The organism is Cronobacter sp. JZ38 (assembly GCF_008932145.1).
Lineage (GTDB): Bacteria > Pseudomonadota > Gammaproteobacteria > Enterobacterales > Enterobacteriaceae > Cronobacter > Cronobacter muytjensii.
Map to the genome: position 1 here is coordinate 3,165,708 of NZ_CP017662.1, position 19,294 is coordinate 3,185,001.

Consider the following 19,294-nt stretch of genomic DNA (forward strand, 5'->3'; position numbering starts at 1 on the left):
GCTGCTTACCCTCCACGTTGACGCATTCACGCCCGCGCCAGAGCGAGAGCATTACGAGGCAGCGATAAACAGCTCGCGTAGCTGGTGAAGCTTGTCGCGCAGCTGCGCCGCCTCTTCAAACTCCAGGTTCTGGGCGTGCTGCACCATCTGCGCTTCCAGCTGATGAATTTTCTGCTGCAGCGCTTTCGGCGTCAGCGCCAGCTCAGCGGCTTCGACATCGGCGACGGTCCGGCCTTTGCCGCGGCCTTTCGGCTTGGTTTTCGCGATATTCTCGCCAAGCGCCAGAATATCCACCACCTTCTTGTTCAGCCCCTGCGGCACAATGCCATGCTCTTCGTTGTATGCCTGCTGCTTCTCACGACGGCGTTCGGTTTCGCTAATCGCTCTGGCCATCGACGGCGTAATTTTATCGCCGTAGAGAATCGCTTTACCGTTGACGTTACGCGCCGCGCGGCCAATGGTCTGAATAAGCGAGCGCTCGGAACGCAGGAAGCCCTCTTTGTCGGCGTCAAGAATAGCCACCAGCGACACTTCCGGCATATCCAGCCCTTCTCGCAGCAGGTTAATGCCCACCAGCACGTCAAATTCACCCAGCCGCAGGTCGCGGATGATTTCCATACGCTCCACGGTATCGATGTCAGAGTGCAGGTAGCGCACCTTCTCGCCGTGCTCTTCCAGATATTCGGTTAAATCTTCGGCCATTCGCTTGGTGAGCGTCGTCACCAGCACGCGTTCGTTGATAGCGACGCGTTTGCGGATCTCCGACAGCAGATCGTCCACCTGCGTCGCCACCGGACGCACTTCGATAATCGGGTCGAGCAGCCCGGTCGGGCGCACCACCTGATCGATAATCTCGCCGCCCGATTTTTCGAGCTCATAGTTGCCGGGCGTCGCCGACACATAGACGGTCTGCGGCGCCAGCGCCTCAAATTCTTCAAACTTCAGCGGACGGTTATCCAGCGCCGACGGCAGTCGAAAGCCATACTCCACCAGCGTCTCTTTGCGCGCCCGGTCGCCGCGGAACATCCCGCCGATTTGCGGAATGGTCACGTGCGATTCGTCGATAACCAGCAGCCCGTCCGCCGGCAGATAGTCAAACAGCGTTGGCGGCGCCTCGCCCGGCCCACGCCCGGAGAGATAGCGCGAATAGTTTTCGATGCCCGAGCAATATCCAAGCTCGTTCATCATTTCGAGATCGAACTGGGTGCGCTGGGTCAGACGCTGCTCTTCCAGCAACTTGTTGTTCTCAAGCAGCACCTTACGACGCTCCGCCAGCTCCACTTTGATCTCTTCCATCGCCTGCACGATGCGCTCGCGCGGGGTGACGTAGTGCGTTTTCGGGTAGACGGTGAAACGCTGGATAATGGAATCCACGGTGCCGGTCAGCGGGTCGAACAGCGACAGCCGCTCCACCTCTTCGTCAAACAGCTCGACGCGCAGCGCCAGGTCGTCCGATTCCGCCGGGAAGATATCGATCACTTCGCCGCGCACGCGGAAGGTGCCGCGCTGAAACGCCTGATCGTTGCGGGTATATTGCAGCTCCGCCAGTCGACGCAGAATCGCGCGCTGGTCAATGATCATCCCTTTGGTGAGATGCAGCATCATTTTCAGATAGAGATCCGGATCGCCCAGACCGTAAATCGCCGACACCGACGCCACCACAACCACATCGCGCCGCTCCAGCAACGCTTTGGTCGCCGACAGACGCATCTGCTCAATATGCTCGTTCACCGACGCGTCCTTTTCGATAAAGGTGTCGGAGCTCGGCACATAGGCTTCCGGCTGGTAGTAGTCGTAGTAGGAGACGAAATACTCGACAGCATTCTCCGGGAAGAATTCTTTCATCTCGCCGTAGAGTTGCGCCGCCAGCGTTTTGTTAGGCGCCAGTACCATCGTCGGGCGCTGCAAATCGGCGATAACGTTCGCCATGGTGAAGGTCTTACCCGAGCCCGTCACCCCAAGCAGCGTCTGGTGCGCCAGCCCGTCCTCCAGCCCTTCCTTGATGCGGCGGATAGCCTCTGGCTGGTCGCCGGAAGGTTTGAAAGCGGAGTTGAGTTTGAACGGTTTGCTCATGAAGAAACACCTGATGAAGATTCGCGCGGAACAGAGCGTTAATTGTACTCACCGCAGCGATTTTTGCCAGCGATAAATACTGGATATAAAATCAGTAGCCGGTTAGCGGATGTTGTCTTTGTCGCGCTTTTACCGGCAGGAATGAAGAAAATTTGCCCGCTTGCGAGATAAAACACTGGCGGGTAGCGGTTATCCCCAGAACTTTTTGTCCTTTAACATTTGTCAAGCGAAGCTGTGATACTTTTGTTGCAGCAGATGACACTTTTCCTTCAGCGCTTGCTTTTAATTAACCTGCTAATTTAAAACGATTTTTCATAAAAGACGGCTTTCGCGCCAGATCGGGTGAAACCCGCATCCGCTCTCGCTTACGGCGCGTTTTCTAACTCTAATGCACAAGGTTATCCACAGGAATAGTGGATAACTGCCTCCAGCCCTGAAAGCGCGCCGCGTGGGCTATTCACTCTGAACCCCCGCGTCTGGCTCAGAAAAAATTTTTCCCGCCTGGTTTTCGCCGTATTTACGTCCTCTGACGGGCGCCTGTGGCGCGATCCCATTCACAGATTTTTGCTTGCTTTTGCCTCGCGCTGCACCAAAACCACGCTAAGCCTGGCACTCAAAACGTGCACGCCGACAGGCTTTCGCCAGGATAACGCACTGGCTTGCCGGCGCTCCTTTAGGTTTAGTCTCAATTCCTGGCCCGATCAAAGGTGTTTTCACTGGCTGGCAAGAGAATTGCAATACCCCTGTTACCGGAACGACACCCGCTTCCCGTCCTTGCCGGGGAGCGAAGCAGGATGCGTGGGCAGACCGGGGAAGTCAGAGCGCGACCCGCGTTTACGCGCGGCGCGCCAACGCCGTTTTTCGATACCCTGTCTGAAGGAGAAGCGCCATGTTAAGTCTGCACGCGGTTAACCACTTTTACGGCACGCAGCATACCCTGTGGGACGTCAGCCTCGATTTACTGCCGGGGGAGTGCACCTGCGTCATCGGCGCGCCGGGCATGGGAAAGACCACGTTGTTAAATTGCATCGCCGGGCATTTACCGGTGAAAAGCGGCAGTATTCTCTGGCGCGAGGCCGGATGCGCGCCGCAGGAGTTAATGCGCGTCGGGGCGCAGGCGCGCGCGGCGCTGGGCATCGGTTATGTACCGCAGGAACGGCGCTATTTTTCGCAGCTCACCGTCGAAGAAAATCTGCATATCGCCCTGCTCGCGCAGCCCCGGACCGGAGCCACCCTGCCGGAGCCGGTGTTTGACCTTTTCCCGGCGCTGTATGACGAGCGCCACGCGCAGGCCTCGCGCCTGACGCCGGAAGTGGCGCACCAGCTGACGCTTGCCCAGGCGCTGGTGACGCGTCCGCGCCTGCTCATCCTTGATGAACCAACGCGCGGGCTTGGACAGAAATTTATTCCGCGACTGGGCGATATTCTGGTGCGGCTTAACCGCGAATGGGGAATGAGCCTGCTGCTGGTGGAGCGCCACCTGGCGTTTATCCGCCGGGTGGCGGATCGCTTCTGTCTGCTGCATCGCGGGCGCGCCGTGGCCCGCGGCAGCGTGGCGCAGTTAACCGATGCGCGCATGACGCACTGGATAACGCCCTGAGGCGTTAACGCGCCAGTTTCCCTACATCAATCCACTGCGCGGCGGGCGTCACGTCCGGCTCAGCGCCCAGCCACGGGATCTCGCCAAGCATCGGCGCCGGCAGCAGGCGTTGCAGCGTGGCGAGATAGTCCTGATGACGACGGCCCGGCGGTTGCACATCGTTCGCCACCCAGCCCGCAAGACGCAGCCCGGCGGCCTGCACCGCCTGCGCGGTCAGCAGCGCATGGTTGATGCAGCCAAGCTTTACGCCGACCACCAGGATAACCGGCAGACGCTCCTGCTGCGCCCAGTCGGCAAAGGTGGCGTCGTCGGTGAGCGGCGTAAACCAGCCGCCCGCGCCTTCCACCAGCACCCAGTCGGCCTGCTGCTCCAGCGCGCGAAGGCCTGCGGACATCACCGCGAAATCAATCGGCTGCCCCTCTTCCCGGCTCGCGATGTGCGGCGAGGTCGGCTCCCCGAACGTCAGCGGATTGACCTGCTCGTAACGCAGCGCCACGCTGCTGTGTCGCTGTAACGAGAGCGCATCGCTGTTGCGAAGCCCTTCCGGCGTCATTTCGCTGCCCGAGGCAACCGGCTTGTAGCCCGCCGCGCGCCGTCCGGCAGCCTTCGCCGCTTCGAGCAGCGCGCAGCTGGCGACGGTTTTGCCCACTTCAGTATCGGTTCCGGTAATAAACCAGCGTTCAGTCACGTTTAATCACTCCAGAAATCAGGTGGTAAGTCAGCGGGAAGCGGCCATCCTGTCGCGGCCAGGCCTCTTCCAGCGCACGCAGCTGGCGGCGCGTGAGCGTGCGGCTCTCGCGTCCGGCGTGCAGATGGGTAGCGCCGATGCCCTTCAGGGACTGCATCGCGCCGAGCGCGTCGGCAAACAGCAGGGTTACCGGATGCTGGCGCAGCGTCATGCGGGCTGCGGGCGCGGCGGCGTGAATGGATTGCGGGCTGGCGAAGTGATTGGCGTGTGCCCGGTCGTCCACCGCCCTCCACGCCTGATGCAGTTCGTGAAGCGAGCCGTGCGCCAGCGTGCTGAACGCCACTCGCCCGCCCGGCCGTGCGACACGTAACATCTGCGCCAGCGCCGCCGAAAGGCTCTGGCACCACTGCACCGCCAGGTTGCTCCAGACGAGATCAAAGCTTGCATCGGCGAACGGCAGCGCCTCAATATCGCCCTGCACGTAGCGGTGTGCGGCGCGGCGTTCGCGCGCCTGCGCCAGCATGCCGGGGCTTAGATCGAATGCGGTGACGTCACAGCCGCGCGCACGCCAGTCGAGACTGCCCGCGCCGGTGCCGCAGCCCGCGTCCAGCACCGTCGCGACGCCCTGTGCGCCGCAGTGTTCCGCCAGCAATTGCGCGCTCTGGCGCTGGAGCGTCGCGAAATTATCATAGCTCTGCGCCGCGCGGCCAAACGCGGCGGCCACGGCGCGTTTATCAACGGCAACCGTCATATAACGCCTCCAGCAGCGCGTCGATGTCGTCATCCTGATGCGCGGCGCTCAGCGTCAGGCGCAGCCGCGCGGTGCCCGCAGGCACGGTCGGCGGGCGGATGGCCGTTACCCAGCAGCCGCGTTCGCGCAACTGGGCGGCGAGCGCAAGCGCGGCACCGTTCTCACCGACGATGAGCGGCTGAATCGCGGTCTGCGACCCGGCAAGCCTCAGCGGCAATTGCGCCGCGCCCGCGCGAAACCGGGCGATATGGCGCGCCAGTCGCGCGCGCCGATCGTCGCCTTCGCGAATGAGCGTTAACGCGGCGTTCAGCGTCTGCGCCTGCGCCGCCGGCATCGCGGTGCTGTAAATGAGGTGGCGCGCCGTCTGGAGCAGATAATCGGCCATCGGCTCGCTGCACAGTAGCGCCGCGCCGCTCAGGCCAAACGCCTTGCCGAACGTCACCAGCAGTAAATCGGGCTTCACGCCGGCGACATCGCAACTGCCCCGCCCTTCACGGCCCAGCACGCCGATGCCGTGGGCGTCATCCACCATCAGCAGCGTCTGCGCGTCCTGCGTCAGCCCGGCGAGCTCAGCGAGCGGCGCGAGATCGCCATCCATGCTGAACACCCCTTCGGTGAAGGCGAGCGTCAGACCGGCGCCGGGTTTATCTAGCAGCGCCGCGAGCGCCTGCGGCGAATTATGCGCAAAGCGGCGAAGCGTCGCCGGACTGTGGCTTGCGGCCTCCAGCAGCGAGGCGTGGCTTAGCCGGTCAGCAAAAAGGCGATCCTGCGGCTGCATCAGCGCAGCCACCACCGCCTGATTAGCGGCGAAACCGGAGATAAACAGCAGCGCGCGATCGTAGCCGAGCCACTGCGCCAGTGCGTTTTCCAGCGCCTGATGCGCGCCGCTGTATCCGCTGACGTGACCAGACGCCCCGCTGCCGACGCCATACTTTTCCGCGCCCTGTCGCCAGGCGGCGACCAGCGCCGGATGCTGGCTCAGTCCCAGATAGTCGTTGCCGGAAAAGTTCCGGTAGCGAATGCCCTGATGGACCAGGGCGCCGCCGGGCGCCGGGTCGCAGACGACGCGACGGCGCAGGCTGTGGCTGGCTTCACGCGAAGCGAGCGCCGCGTCGATTCTCGCCTGCCAGGTCATACCGCCGCCGCGTTGTAATACTGTGCGTTGTCGGCGTCGCGCAGCGCATGCTCCAGACGCTGCTGCTGTTCGTTATCGCCCGCCAGCACCGCGGTCTGCTGCGGGTTGATGCCGAGCTTGCGGAACAGCTGCAAATCTTTGTCCTCTTCAGGGTTTGGCGTGGTCAGCAGTTTGCAGCCGTAGAAAATGGAGTTAGCGCCCGCCATAAAGCACATCGCCTGGGTCTGCTCGCTCATCTGCTCGCGGCCCGCCGAGAGACGCACGTATGAAGTCGGCATCATGATGCGCGCCACCGCGATGGTACGGATGAAATCAAACGCGTCGACGTCGTCGTTATCGGCAAGCGGCGTGCCTTTCACCTTCACCAGCATGTTAATCGGCACGCTTTCCGGCGGCGTCGGCAGGTTGGCGAGTTGCAGCAGAAGGCCGGCGCGGTCGGTCACGGTTTCCCCCAGCCCCACGATGCCGCCGGAGCAGACTTTTATGCCCGCCTCGCGCACTTTTTCAATCGTGTCGAGACGCTCCTGGTAGGTACGCGTGGTGATGATGTTGCCGTAAAACTCCGGCGAGGTGTCGAGGTTGTGGTTGTAGTAGTCAAGCCCCGCCTCGCCGAGACGCTGCGCCTGGGCGTCGCTCAGCGTGCCGAGCGTCATGCAGGTTTCAAGGCCCATTGCTTTGACGCCCTGCACCATCTGCTCAAGGTAGGGCATATCGCGGTCGTTAGGGTTTTTCCAGGCCGCCCCCATGCAGAAGCGCGTGGAGCCGGCCGCTTTGGCTTTACGCGCCGAATCAAGCACCTGCTCGACTTCCATCAGGCGCTCGGCCTCAAGGCCGGTCTTGTAACGCGCGCTCTGCGGGCAATATTTGCAATCTTCCGGGCAGGCGCCGGTTTTGATCGACAGTAGCGTGCTGACCTGCACCTGGCGCGGGTCGAAATGCTGGCGGTGGATCTGCTGGGCTTCGAACAGCAGATCCAGCAGCGGTTTTTCAAAAAGTTCAGTGACTTGCGACAAAGTCCAGCGTGAAAGGTGAGCCATCGGGCATCTCCAAAGGGTTTTATTTATCTGGGTTATGGATATACTCGTAAACCTAAATCTTTTTAATTTGGTTTACAAGTCATGATAACACCCGACGATCTCGCCTTCGATCGTGACCACATCTGGCACCCCTATACCTCAATGAGCGCGCCGTTGCCGGTTTACCCGGTGGCGGGTGCGGCAGGCTGTGAACTGCAACTGGCGACCGGCGAGCGGCTGGTGGACGGCATGTCGTCGTGGTGGGCCGCCATTCACGGCTATAACCATCCGCGCCTTAACGCGGCCATGAAAAACCAGATTGAGGCGATGTCGCATGTGATGTTCGGCGGCATCACCCACCCTGCCGCGATAGCCCTGTGCCGCAGGCTGGTGGCGATGACGCCGGAGACGCTGGAATGTGTGTTTCTCGCCGATTCCGGTTCGGTGGCGGTGGAAGTGGCGATGAAAATGGCGTTGCAGTACTGGCACGCCCGCGGCGAGCCGCGCCAGCGCTTTCTCACCTTCCGCCACGGCTACCACGGTGACACGTTTGGGGCGATGTCGGTGTGCGATCCGGACAACTCCATGCACAGCCTGTGGAAAGGCTACCTGCCGGAGAACCTGTTCGCGCCCGCGCCGCAGAGCCGCTTTGACGGCGAGTGGGATGAGCGCGATATCGCTCCGTTCGCAAGGCTGCTGGCTGCGCACCGTCATGACATCGCCGCCGTTATTCTGGAGCCGATTGTCCAGGGCGCGGGGGCATGCGCATGTATCACCCGGAGTGGCTAAAGCGCATCCGCCGCATGTGCGATCGCGAAGGGATTTTGCTTATCGCCGATGAGATAGCGACCGGTTTTGGCCGCACCGGCAAGCTGTTCGCCTGCGAGCACGCCGGGATCGCGCCGGATATTCTCTGCCTGGGCAAAGCGCTGACCGGCGGCACCATGACGCTTTCGGCGACGCTCACTACCCGACTCGTGGCCGAGACCATCAGCAACGGCGAGGCAGGCTGTTTTATGCACGGCCCGACGTTTATGGGCAATCCGCTCGCCTGTGCAGTGGCCGCAGAGAGCCTGGCGCTGCTGGAAACCGGCGACTGGCGCGCGCAGGTGGCGACCATAGAACAGCAGCTACGCGACGAACTCGCTGCGTGCCGCGCGTTGCCGCTGGTCGCCGATGTGCGTGTACTCGGCGCTATCGGCGTGGTCGAAACCCATCATCCGGTCGATATGGCGCTGCTGCAGCGCTTTTTCGTTGAACAAGGGGTCTGGGTGCGTCCGTTTGGCCGCCTGATCTACCTGATGCCGCCCTATATCATCACGCCGGAACAGCTTTCGCGCCTGACCCGCGCGGTATGTGAGGCGGTGAGAAACCCGCGCTTTTTCAGACACTGAGCGCCAGGCAAACGACGGGGATGCACTACACTTTCAGGATTTGCGATAAAACCAGGAGGACGCGATGAAGATTCTGATGGTACTGACATCCCACGACACACTGGGCGATACCGGGAAAAAAACCGGCTTCTGGCTGGAGGAGTTCGCCGCGCCTTACTATGTCTTTCACGATGCGGGCATCGACGTAACGCTCGCCACGCCGCAGGGCGGCCAGCCGCCGCTCGATCCGAAAAGCGACGCGCCGGACGCGCAGACCTCCGACACCCGTCGCTTTCGCGAAGATCCGCAGGCTCAGGAGGCGCTCGCCAGTACTGTGCGCCTTGATGAGATCAACGCCGACGAATATGACGCGCTGTTTTACCCCGGCGGTCATGGCCCGCTGTGGGATCTCGCCGAAGATCCTATCTCCATCGCGCTGATTGAGCACTACTGGGGCGGCGGCAAGCCGGTGGCGACCGTCTGCCACGCGCCCGGCGTGCTGCGCCATGTGAAAAAGCCGGACGGTACTCCGCTGGTGGAAGGTAAACGCGTGACCGGCTTTACCAATAGCGAAGAAGAGGCGGTCGGGCTGACCAACGTCGTGCCGTTCCTGGTGGAAGACGCGCTGAAACAGGCGGGGGGTCACTTTGAGCGCACCGACGACTGGGGCGTGCATGTTGTGGTCGACGGGCATCTGGTGACCGGCCAGAACCCGGCCTCTTCCGCCGCCACCGCCGAAGCGCTGTTAAAACTGCTGCATCTGTAAACGGAGAGACGGCATGAAGCTCATCAGCGTCAATTTTAACGACGGCGACAAACTCCCCATGCGCCACGTCTTTAACGGCATGGGTTACGAGGGCGATAATATTTCGCCCCATCTTACCTGGGATGACGTGCCGCCCGGCACCAAAAGCTTTGTGGTGACCTGCTACGATCCGGACGCGCCGACCGGCTCTGGCTGGTGGCACTGGGTCGTGGCGAATCTGCCTGCCGACACGCGCGTGTTGCCGCAGGGCGCGGGCTCCGGCCAGGCCGAGCTGCCGGACGGCGCCATCCAGACGCGCACCGATTTCGGCACCGCGGGATATGGCGGCGCGGCGCCGCCGAAGGGCGAAACACACCGCTATATCTTCACGGTGCACGCGCTGGACACAGAGCGTATCGAGGTGGATGAGAACGCCAGCGGCGCGCTGGTCGGGTTTAACGTGCACTTTCACCGCCTCGCCAGCGCCTCGCTGACCGCGCATTATCTCTGACGCATTTTGAAGCCGGTTGTCACAATCGGCTTCCCGTTTCGCTCAACTTAGTATAAAAAAGCAGGCTCTTGTGCGTTCCCTCATTTTAACAGGCTTAGCAAGGAGCAACCCTTGAACAAATTTTCGGTATCCCGTCTGGCGCTGGCGTTCGCTTTTGGCGTGACACTGACTGCATGCAGCTCAACGCCACCGGATCAACGTCCTTCTGAACAACGCGCGCCGGGTACGTCGGCTCGCCCGGTGCTGTCTGCGGATGAAGCGAAGAATTTCGTCCCGGCCCGCTACTTCTCTAATATCGACCCGAATGCCGCGCCGTGGGCACCGTCGTCGATTCGACTGCCTGAAAAACCGGACTTCGTGGTCGGCCAGGCGGGCGAACAGGGCGTGACCCATACCAGCATTCAGGCGGCGGTGGACGCGGCGATCGCCCGTCACGCCAGCAATCGTCAGTACATCGCGATTCTGCCGGGCACCTATGAAGGCACCGTATATGTGCCCGCCGCGCCGGGCAGCGTGACCCTTTACGGCACCGGCGAAAAACCGATTGACGTGAAGATCAGCGCCGCGCTGGACAGCGAAATGGATGCCAACACCTGGCGTCGTACCGTGAACCCATCCGGCAAATATATGCCCGGCAAACCGGCCTGGTACATGTTCGACAACTGCCAGAATCACCGTAACGGCAGCGTTGGCCTGATGTGTTCCGCCGTGTTCTGGTCGCAGAATAACGGCCTGCAACTGCAAAACCTGACCATTGAAAACAGCCTCGGCGACGCGGCGGGCGAAGGCCAGCATCAGGCCGTCGCGCTGCGTACCGACGGCGATCGGGTGCAGATCAACAAGGTTAATATCCTGGGCCGCCAGAACCCGTTCCTGGTGACCAACAGCGATATCCGCAACCGCTTTACGCCGGATCGTCTGACCCGCACGCAGGTGACGAACAGCTATGTGGAAGGCGATGTCGATCTGGTGGCCGGTCGCGGCGCGGTGGTGTTTGATAACACCGAATTCCGCGTGGTAAACACCCGTACCCAGAAAGAAGGCTATGTCTTCGCGCCGGCGACCGCGCCAAACTTCTATTACGGCTTCCTCGCGGTGAACAGCCGTTTTGTGGCGGCCGGTGAAGGTGTGGCGCAACTGGGCCGCGCGTGGGATATGGACGCGAGCGCTAACGGCTATACGCCAGGCCAGACGCCGAACGGCCAGGTTGTCATTCGCGACAGCGTGATTGACGCCGGTTTCAACACCGCGCAGCCGTGGGGCCCGGCGCTGGGTTCACAGCGTCCGTTTACCGGCAACACCGGCGCGCAGGACGATAAAGGCAATATTCAGCGTGACCTGAACGACGCCAACGCCAACCGCTTGTGGGAATACAACAACCGCGGGCTCGGCAGCAAAGTCGTCGCTGAGCCGAAAAAGTAATCGCGCCGGTCACCGGGCTTTAGCAAAAAAGGGGGAGCAATCCCCCTTTTTGCTGCGACCTGTTGCGTTATCCAAAGCACTTCAGAAAGCATCAAGCAGTTGCAGTACTGCAACAATGAGTTGCAGGAACAGAATAGTCCATTCCACACCGCTCATACGCGACTCCTGAAAAGGAGCACTCCCGATGACTTACCCTTAGTTTGCCTGTCGCCACCGGTAATGTTGAGAACAGCAGACGTGCTCCGGGGGCTAAGGCACTGACGGCACCACCCGCCAGCCAGGACTTTAATTCGTTACCCATACAGCCCCGAAGCAGCATCAACTCAACGCACAAATTTTATCACCAGAAACTGTATATAAACACAGCATCACAAATGATTAGGATAATATTCAGATCTTATAACTTCCTGTTTAAAAAACATTTTATTGCGTATAAAAATAATACGAGATTTTTGTACACACTAAACGTTTACAGGAAAGTCGGGAATATTTAGGATAAAAGCGTTGAGAACAACAGACGTGCAGGCGGCTCACCCCCGCCGAAAAAAAACCTCGCCGCGGCGAGGTTTTTTCTTTTGTGCGTCTTACGCCTCGAAGGCGTTGATAACCACCCACATCGGGCCCTGGCCCACCGCGTAACGCGCCTTTTCCGTCAGCAGCCCCTGCGCGCCCTCAATGTTGTAGAGCGCGATATGATGCGACTTCTGGCCAGCGGCAATCAGATACTGACCACTGTTGTCGATGTTAAAGCCGCGCGGCTGGGTTTCCGTCGGCTGATGTCCCTGCACTTCCAGCACGCTGCCATCTTCAGAGACGGTAAACACCGTGATGACGCTTGCGGTGCGGTCGCAGGCGTAGAGATGGCGGCCATCCGGCGTAATGTGAATATCCGCCGCCCAGCGGGTGTCGGCGAAACCGGCAGGCATCATATCCAGCGTCTGCACGCACTCTTTTTTGCCGTGCGGATCGTTGAGCGCCCAGACGTCGACCGAGCTGTTGAGCTCATTCACGCAGTAGGCAAATGGCTTGCTCGGATGAAAAACCATATGGCGCGGCCCGGCGCCCGCGACGGTAGTCACTTCCGCCGGGGTTTGCGGCTCAAGGCGGCCATCGTCGGTTAACGTGAACAGACAGATGCGGTCCTGTTTCAGCGCCGGCACCCACAGGGTGCGGTTATCAGGAGCGATATTCGCGGAGTGGCAGCCTTCCAGCCCTTCCACCACGGTGACGGTCTCGCCCGGCAGCCCGTCGTTCAGGCGCACGACGCTCACGCTGCCCGCGTTATACGAGCCGCTGAACAGGAAGCGACCGGTATGATCGGTAGAGATATGGGTCGGGCTGCCCGGCAGCGGCGCTTCGCCCGCCTCGCTGAGCGTGCCGTCATGGGCGGCAATGCGATAAGCGATAACGCGAAATTCCGGACGCACGCCAACATACAGAAAACGCTTGTCGGGGCTGACGACCATCGGCTGAACCTGCCCCGGCGCGTCCACCACCTGCAACAGCGTCAGCGAGCCCTGCGGCTCCAGACGCCAGACGTGGATCTGCTGGCTCTCAGGGCTTGCGGTATAAACGGTTTGTTTCATGAATACTCCTTTCCTCACTGCAGCTTGAAAGACTGTCTCAAGGGTAGCGTGTTTTATCTTCCTGTGCCGACGCGGGCGTTGCGGGTTTCACCCCTCGCCTCTGGCGGTGTACCATCAACCGGATATTCTGACTGACGACTCTGGAAACCCGCATGACCTTTCGCGTAATCGCACTCGACTTAGACGGCACCCTGCTCACCGCACAAAAAACCATTCTCCAGGAATCCCTCGACGCGCTCGCGCTGGCGAAAGACGCCGGGCTGAAACCGGTTATCGTGACCGGACGCCATCACAATGCCATCCATCCTTTTTATCAGGCACTGGCGCTTGATACACCTGCAATTTGTTGTAATGGCACTTATTTGTATGATTATCAAGCGAAAAAGGTACTGACCGCCGACCCGATGACGCCGCAGCAGGCCAGCGCCCTGCTCGAACTGCTCACCGAATACGGCATACATTCCTTAATGTATGTGGATGACGCGATGCTGTATGAGCACGCTTCCGGCCATATCCAGCGCACCGAAAACTGGGCGTTGCGCCTGCCCGAAGCCAAGCGTCCGATCTTCCGTCAGGTCGCCTCGCTGCGTGATGCGGCGCGCTCGGTGGAGAATATCTGGAAATTCGCGCTGACGGGCGAGGACATTCCGCGCCTGCAAAGCGTCGCGCTGACCATTGAGCGCGAGCTGGGGCTCGCCTGCGAGTGGTCATGGCACGATCAGGTGGACGTAGCCGCGCCAGGCAACAGCAAAGGCAAACGGCTGGCGCAGTGGGTGGAATCTCAGGGGCTGTCGATGGAGCAAGTGGTCGCGTTCGGGGATAACCACAATGACATCTCCATGCTGGAGCGCGCCGGGCTCGGCATCGCTATGGGCAACGCCGATGACATCGTGAAATCGCACGCCGACAAAGTGATTGGCCCTAACACCGAGGCCAGTATTGCCGACGCGCTGCGTCAGTGGGTGCTTTAAGTGGTGATCGACACGCTTTTGATCTGGGCGTAGAGCCACAGGCCGGGCTTAATGGCCAGCTCGTCGCGCGCCCAGGGGCTGATGCGCGCCCAGAGGGTGCGCGAGCCTACCTCAAGCTGGACTTCCACCTGCCCGTTATCGTCATAACATTGCGCCACGCGGGCGCGCAGGATGTTGCGAATACTGCTTTGCAGCGGCGGTTGCAGCACCAGCGAGACATCGGACGCCTGAATGCGAATGCGCAACGGCGTCTGTAACGGCTTTTCGACGCGGTTGACCCACAGATGCTGGTCGCCCAGCGCCAGCGCCGTCATGGCGTAATGGGGATGATGTTCAAGCACTGTGACTTTCAGCACGCTGCTCTGCTGCTCCGGCGGCAGCCACGGATGCATCACGCTGCTGCCCCAGATCTCCTCCAGGCTGCCGAACGCTTTCACCTCGCCCTGCTCCAGCACCAGCACTTTATCCGCCAGGTGCAAAATCTCTTCCAGCGAATGGCTGACATAGAGCATCGGAATGTTAATCTCGCGCGCCAGCCGTTGCAGATACGGCAGCAGTTCACGCTTACGCGGCACATCAAGCGAGGCGAGCGGCTCGTCGAGCAGCAAGAGTTCCGGCGCGGTCAGCAACGCGCGGCCTATCGCCACGCGCTGTTTTTCGCCGCCCGAGAGCGTGCCCGGAAAGCGGTCCAGCAGCGGCTCAATGCCGAGCAGCGTCACCAGCTTGTCAAACTGCCCCGCCATCTCTTTCGCCATGCCATATTTCAGGTTGCCGCGCACTTTATAGTGCGGGAACAGGCGCGCATCCTGAAAGACATAGCCGATGCGGCGTTTTTCCGGCGGCAGGAAGGTTTCGGTTTCCGTATCGCTCAGCACACGATCGTTTAACGCGATGCGCCCGTGCTGCGGACGCGTCAGCCCGCTGATGGCGTTAATCAGCGACGTTTTCCCGGCGCCCGAGACGCCAAAAACGGCGGTAATGCCGCTGCCCGGCAGGGTTTCATTGACCGTCAGGCGATGGTTGCCGAGCATTTGGGTGAAATTAAGCTCCAGCATTATGACGCCCCCAGACGGCGGCGGCTCTGGCGCGCCAGCCATTCAGAAAGCATCAGCGAACAGAGCGCCAGCACGATGGCGATAATGCACAGGCGCGCGGCGGCGCTTTCCCCGCCCGGCGTCTGGATTAGCGTATACATCGCCGACGGCAGCGTGCGGGTTTCGCCCGGAATATTGGAGACAAAAGTAATAGTGGCGCCGAATTCGCCGAGCGAGCGGGCGAAGGCCAGTACCGTCCCGACGATAATTCCCGGCAGCATCAGCGGCAGCGTAATGGTGAAGAAGACGCGCCAGCGCCCGGCGCCCAGCGTGCGCGCCGCCGCTTCCAGACGGATATCGACCGCCTCCAGCGCCAGACGAATGGCGCGCACCATCAGCGGAAATGCCATCACCGCCGAGGCGAGCACCGCCCCGCGCCAGCTAAAGGCGAACGTGACGCCGAAGAGATCGTAAAGCCACTCCCCTATCAGACCGCGGCGGCCAAACACCACCAGCAGCAGATAGCCCACTACTACGGGCGGCAGCACCAGCGGCAGATGGATAACGCCATCCAGCAGGGTTTTGCCCGGGAAGGTGCAGCGCACCAGCACCCAGGCGAGAAGAACCCCGAAGGGCAAACTGATAAGTACCGCAAGTGTAGAGACTTTCAGGCTAAGCAGTACCGCCTGCCATTCGGGTTCTGTCAACATCATTGGCTGGTCGTAAATCCATATCGTTTAAACACCGCGGCAGCCTCCGGGCCCTGCAGATAGCGGTAAAACGCGCTGACCGTCGGGTTGTTATGCCCGTCGATAATCGCCAGCGGATATTCCACTTTCTGATGGGAATCCTCCGGGAAGGTGCCAACCACTTTCACGCCGCGGCTTGCCACGGCGTCAGAACCATAGACGATGCCCAACGGGGCTTCGTCGCGCTCCACCAGCGCCAGCGCGCCGCGAACGTCTTCTGCGGGCGCGAGCTGTGCTGAGAGCGTCTGCCAGGCGCCGAGCTTTTGCAACGCCTCTTTGGCGTAAATGCCGGCCGGCACATGCGCCGGATCGCCCACCGCCAGACGGCCGCCTTTCAGCAGGCTTTTCCAGTCGGTGCTGCGGTTAATGACTATATCGCCCTGCGCGCTTTTGGCGGGCGCCACCACCACCAGACTGTTGCCGAGCAGCGTCTTGCGGCTGCCCGCGTCAATGGCTTTTTTATCGGCGGCGTAGTCCATCCACTTCTGGTCGGCGGAGATAAAAATATCTGCCGGCGCACCCGCTTCAATCTGTCGCGCGAGCGTCGAAGAGGAGGCGAACGACGAGACCACTTTCACCGGCTGCGCTTTGGCATACTCTTTGGCGATATCCTGCATTGCGTTGGTCAGCGAGGCGGCAGCGAAGACCGTTACCGTATTATCCTGCGCCAGCGACTGGCCGACAACGCCCGCGCTTAAGGTGACGCCGAGCGCCAGTCGTACCCATAATTTAGCCATGACACACTCCTTACCGTTTCGTTATATAACGAATAATATAACGCTGCGGGCAGGGTTTTCCCAGCAATTATCGGCAAAGAGCGCGGCGGCTTGAGGGCAGAGAGGGAACAGAAATGAAAACGCCCGGCAAAGCCGGGCGCGAGGGAAATCAGCGGTGCTGTTTTGACTGGTCTTTATGACCAATGCCGGAGAAGATGTTAAACACCTCGCCCAGGCCCCAGATTAAACCCAGGATCACGGCCATCACCACCGGCACCATAATCACGGCAAACGCCAGACTTTTCAACAACTCCAACATGGTTGCCTCCTGAATATCAGTAAACCGTCATTCTAGCGGCATCCGTGCGAAACATCCTGCCCTTTTGTGCCATTTGCGCCGACGCGCCGCTTTCCTTCACAATAGCCTTTTGCCCCGCAGGAGGCCACCATGCAGGCCGATATTCTTCTGACGCTTAAACTGCACGACAAAATTTTTGCCGACCCGCGGCGCATCGCGTTGCTAAAACAGGTGGCGCAGACCGGCTCTATCAGCCAGGGCGCGAAGCTCGCCGGTATCAGCTATAAAAGCGCGTGGGACGCCATCAATGAGATGAATCAGCTTGGCGATCAGCTGCTGGTTGAGCGCGCCACCGGCGGCAAAGGCGGCGGCGGCGCGCAGGTGACTCCTTACGGCGCGCGGCTAATCGCGCTCTACGATCTTCTCGGGCAGATCCAGCAGAAGGCGTTTAACGCGCTCAGCGACGACGCGCTGCCGCTCGACAGCTTGCTTGCCGCCATCGCCCGTTTTTCGCTGCAAACCAGCGCCCGCAATCAGTGGTTCGGGCATGTGGTAACACGCGACGCCGACCCGGTTCAGGAGATGATTGAAATAGCGCTGGCGGGCAGCGGCACGCGCATCAGAGCGGCAGTGACGCGCCAGAGCGCCGAACGTCTGGCGCTTACGCCAGGCAAAGAGGTGCTGGCGCTGATTAAAGCGCCGTGGGTGCAGCTCGCCCGTAACCCGCAGGCGGCCGCCAGCGCCGATAATCAGTTTGCCGGCACTATTAGCCATATTTCCCGCACCGCGCAGCACTGCGAAATTCTCCTGACGCTGCCGGATGGCCAGACGCTGTGCGCCACGCTCTCGCCCGAGGCGGCGCAGGCATTAGATCCGGAAGAAGGCCTGGCCGTAACCGCGTGGTTTAGCGCTGACAGCGTGATTGTCGCGACGCTCTGCTAACGCGCTCCGCCGTTGACATCGTGGCATGAAAGACGTATCCCTGTGGTTTTGTGCTGCAGAAAATGGGATACGAGATGACGACGTTGCAAATTATGCAAGGCACGTTTCGCATTAGCGATACGCGCGCGCTTCATATTGAGAGCCTGACCCTCCAGGCGGGCGAGAGCTGGGCGTTTGTCGGCGCTAACGGCAGCGGGAAATCCTCCCTTGCCCGGGCGCTTGCAGGCGAACTCCCGCTGTTACAAGGCGAGCGCGTCAGTCAGTTCTCCCGCATCGCCCTGCTCTCTTTTGAACAGCTGCAACAGCTGGTAAGCGACGAGTGGCAGCGTAATAACACCGATATGCTTGGCCCGGATGAAGACGACACCGGACGCACCACGGCGCAGATCATTCAGGACGACGTCCGCGATCCGGCCCGTTGCGCGGCGCTTGCGGCGCTGTTCGGCATTGAACCGCTGCTTGAGCGGCGTTTTAAATACCTCTCTACCGGCGAGACCCGCAAAGCGCTGCTCTGTCAGGCGCTCATGTCGCAGCCGGATTTACTCATTCTTGATGAACCGTTCGACGGTCTCGACGTCGCCTCGCGCGAACAGCTGGCGCGACTCCTCGGTGAGCTGAGCGCGCAGGGCTACACGCTGGGGCTTATCCTCAATCGCTTTGATGAGATCCCTGATTTTGTGCAGCGCGCGGGCGTAGTCGCGGATTGCACGCTGGTGGAAACCGGCGATAAGGCCACGCTGCTGAACCAGGCGCTGGTGGCGCAGCTGGCGCACAGCGAAAAACTGGCGGGCGTGCGGCTGCCGGAGGCGGACGCGCCTGCGGCGCGCCACGCGCTGAAGGATGCCGAACCGCGTATCGTGCTGCGTAACGGCGTGGTCTCCTATAACGACCGACCTATTCTTAACAACCTGAGCTGGACGGTCAAACCCGGCGAACACTGGCAGATAGTCGGCCCCAACGGCGCCGGGAAATCGACGCTGTTAAGTCTCGTGACCGGCGATCATCCGCAAGGTTACAGCAACGATCTCACGCTCTTTGGCCGCCGTCGCGGCAGCGGCGAAACCATCTGGGATATCAAAAAGCATATCGGCTACGTCAGCAGCAGTCTGCATCTTGATTACCGCGTCAGCGCCTCGGTGCGCAGCGTGATTTTGTCAGGTTATTTCGACTCTATCGGGATTTATCAGGCGGTGTCGGACCGTCAGCAGCAACTGACGCGCGAATGGCTCGCGATCCTCGGCATGGACGACGCCACCGCCGACGCCCCGTTTCACAGCCTCTCCTGGGGGCAGCAACGGCTGGCGCTTATTGTGCGTGCGCTGGTGAAACATCCGACGCTGCTTATCCTTGACGAACCGTTGCAGGGGCTTGACCCGCTGAACCGTCAGCTGGTGCGCCGCTTTGTCGATGTGCTGATTAGCGAAGGCGAGACGCAACTGCTGTTTGTCTCCCATCATGCCGAAGACGCTCCGCAGTGTATGACCCACCGCTTAACCTTCGTGCCGGACGGCGACAGTTATCGTTACCAGTTCGATACGTTGCGTTAACACGCCACACGCTTTTCTGCGTGCCGCGCCTTCCCCGGTCCGGCACGCCGCTTTCACTTTCAGATTAGCTGCAAATGCGCGCGTCACGTTTTGTTTTACAATGGCTTAGCAATGTCAGCCGGTAGAGTGAAAATCAG

At 60.9% G+C, this 19,294-nt stretch carries 17 protein-coding genes and 1 pseudogene; 8 read left to right on the forward strand and 10 right to left on the reverse strand.

The genetic code is table 11. The features are described from left to right. Positions 1-51 precede the first annotated feature (51 nt). Positions 52-2,073, reverse strand: coding sequence for an excinuclease ABC subunit UvrB (uvrB, locus tag BJP61_RS15025; protein ID WP_038864023.1), 2,022 nt, complete (start codon positions 2,071-2,073; stop codon positions 52-54). Positions 2,074-2,962: 889 nt separating this feature from the next. Here uvrB and BJP61_RS15030 point away from each other — a divergent pair. Beyond that, on the forward strand, positions 2,963-3,673 hold the full coding sequence (locus BJP61_RS15030; RefSeq protein WP_038864024.1) for an ATP-binding cassette domain-containing protein: 711 nt from the start codon (positions 2,963-2,965) through the stop codon (positions 3,671-3,673). A 4-nt stretch (positions 3,674-3,677) separates the two neighbouring features. Here the strand turns inward: BJP61_RS15030 and bioD are convergent, their stop codons facing one another. From bioD to bioB, 4 genes are read right to left on the reverse strand one after another with little or no spacing between them, the layout of a single operon-like run. Beyond that, a complete protein-coding gene (bioD, locus tag BJP61_RS15035) occupies positions 3,678-4,361 on the reverse strand; it encodes a dethiobiotin synthase (protein ID WP_161581844.1) in 684 nt (227 codons plus the stop codon). Next, positions 4,354-5,112, reverse strand: coding sequence for a malonyl-ACP O-methyltransferase BioC (bioC, locus tag BJP61_RS15040; protein ID WP_171998630.1), 759 nt, complete (start codon positions 5,110-5,112; stop codon positions 4,354-4,356). The genes bioD and bioC overlap by 8 nt, the downstream gene beginning before the upstream one ends. Next, the gene (bioF, locus tag BJP61_RS15045) at positions 5,096-6,247 is read right to left on the reverse strand and encodes an 8-amino-7-oxononanoate synthase (protein ID WP_171998631.1); all 1,152 of its coding nucleotides are present in this window, start codon (positions 6,245-6,247) and stop codon (positions 5,096-5,098) included. Before bioF ends, bioC begins: the two co-directional genes overlap by 17 nt. After that, the gene (gene bioB, locus BJP61_RS15050; RefSeq protein WP_171998632.1) at positions 6,244-7,284 is read right to left on the reverse strand and encodes a biotin synthase BioB; all 1,041 of its coding nucleotides are present in this window, start codon (positions 7,282-7,284) and stop codon (positions 6,244-6,246) included. Before bioB ends, bioF begins: the two co-directional genes overlap by 4 nt. Before the next feature lie 84 nt (positions 7,285-7,368). Here bioB and bioA point away from each other — a divergent pair. From bioA to BJP61_RS15070, 4 genes and pseudogenes are all read left to right on the forward strand, one after another. Continuing rightward, a pseudogene (bioA, locus tag BJP61_RS15055) lies at positions 7,369-8,657 on the forward strand (adenosylmethionine--8-amino-7-oxononanoate transaminase). Between the two features lie 64 nt (positions 8,658-8,721). After that, positions 8,722-9,402: a type 1 glutamine amidotransferase domain-containing protein gene (locus tag BJP61_RS15060; protein WP_038864036.1), complete on the forward strand. Its 681-nt coding sequence runs from the start codon at positions 8,722-8,724 to the stop codon at positions 9,400-9,402. 13 nt (positions 9,403-9,415) lie between these two features. Continuing rightward, complete coding sequence (locus tag BJP61_RS15065; protein ID WP_171998633.1) at positions 9,416-9,892, forward strand: kinase inhibitor; 477 nt, start codon at positions 9,416-9,418, stop codon at positions 9,890-9,892. Between the two features lie 111 nt (positions 9,893-10,003). Continuing rightward, on the forward strand, positions 10,004-11,314 hold the full coding sequence (locus BJP61_RS15070) for a putative acyl-CoA thioester hydrolase (protein ID WP_161581849.1): 1,311 nt from the start codon (positions 10,004-10,006) through the stop codon (positions 11,312-11,314). Positions 11,315-11,898: 584 nt separating this feature from the next. On the opposite strand, the gene pgl is transcribed toward BJP61_RS15070, so the two are convergent. Beyond that, entirely contained in the window at positions 11,899-12,900 is a 1,002-nt protein-coding gene (pgl, locus tag BJP61_RS15080; RefSeq protein ID WP_171998634.1) for a 6-phosphogluconolactonase, read from the reverse strand. A gap of 152 nt (positions 12,901-13,052) precedes the next feature. Between pgl and BJP61_RS15085 the strand changes: the two genes are divergently transcribed. Continuing rightward, positions 13,053-13,871, forward strand: coding sequence for a pyridoxal phosphatase (locus BJP61_RS15085; RefSeq protein ID WP_171998635.1), 819 nt, complete (start codon positions 13,053-13,055; stop codon positions 13,869-13,871). Here the strand turns inward: BJP61_RS15085 and modC are convergent. From modC to BJP61_RS15105, 4 genes are all read right to left on the reverse strand, one after another. Continuing rightward, the gene (gene modC, locus BJP61_RS15090; RefSeq protein ID WP_038864045.1) at positions 13,868-14,926 is read right to left on the reverse strand and encodes a molybdenum ABC transporter ATP-binding protein ModC; all 1,059 of its coding nucleotides are present in this window, start codon (positions 14,924-14,926) and stop codon (positions 13,868-13,870) included. The two genes, BJP61_RS15085 and modC, sit on opposite strands and share 4 nt — an antisense overlap. After that, positions 14,926-15,618: a molybdate ABC transporter permease subunit gene (modB, locus tag BJP61_RS15095; RefSeq protein ID WP_038864046.1), complete on the reverse strand. Its 693-nt coding sequence runs from the start codon at positions 15,616-15,618 to the stop codon at positions 14,926-14,928. The genes modC and modB overlap by 1 nt, the downstream gene beginning before the upstream one ends. Continuing rightward, on the reverse strand, positions 15,615-16,391 hold the full coding sequence (gene modA / locus BJP61_RS15100) for a molybdate ABC transporter substrate-binding protein (RefSeq protein WP_038864048.1): 777 nt from the start codon (positions 16,389-16,391) through the stop codon (positions 15,615-15,617). Before modA ends, modB begins: the two co-directional genes overlap by 4 nt. 148 nt (positions 16,392-16,539) lie before the next feature. Continuing rightward, the gene (locus BJP61_RS15105) at positions 16,540-16,689 is read right to left on the reverse strand and encodes an AcrZ family multidrug efflux pump-associated protein (protein ID WP_038864049.1); all 150 of its coding nucleotides are present in this window, start codon (positions 16,687-16,689) and stop codon (positions 16,540-16,542) included. 129 nt (positions 16,690-16,818) lie between these two features. Between BJP61_RS15105 and modE the strand changes: the two genes are divergently transcribed. Further along, entirely contained in the window at positions 16,819-17,610 is a 792-nt protein-coding gene (gene modE / locus BJP61_RS15110) for a molybdenum-dependent transcriptional regulator (RefSeq protein WP_171998636.1), read from the forward strand. Positions 17,611-17,684: 74 nt separating this feature from the next. Continuing rightward, positions 17,685-19,157: a molybdate ABC transporter ATP-binding protein ModF gene (modF, locus tag BJP61_RS15115; protein ID WP_171998637.1), complete on the forward strand. Its 1,473-nt coding sequence runs from the start codon at positions 17,685-17,687 to the stop codon at positions 19,155-19,157. Positions 19,158-19,294: the final 137 nt, after the last annotated feature.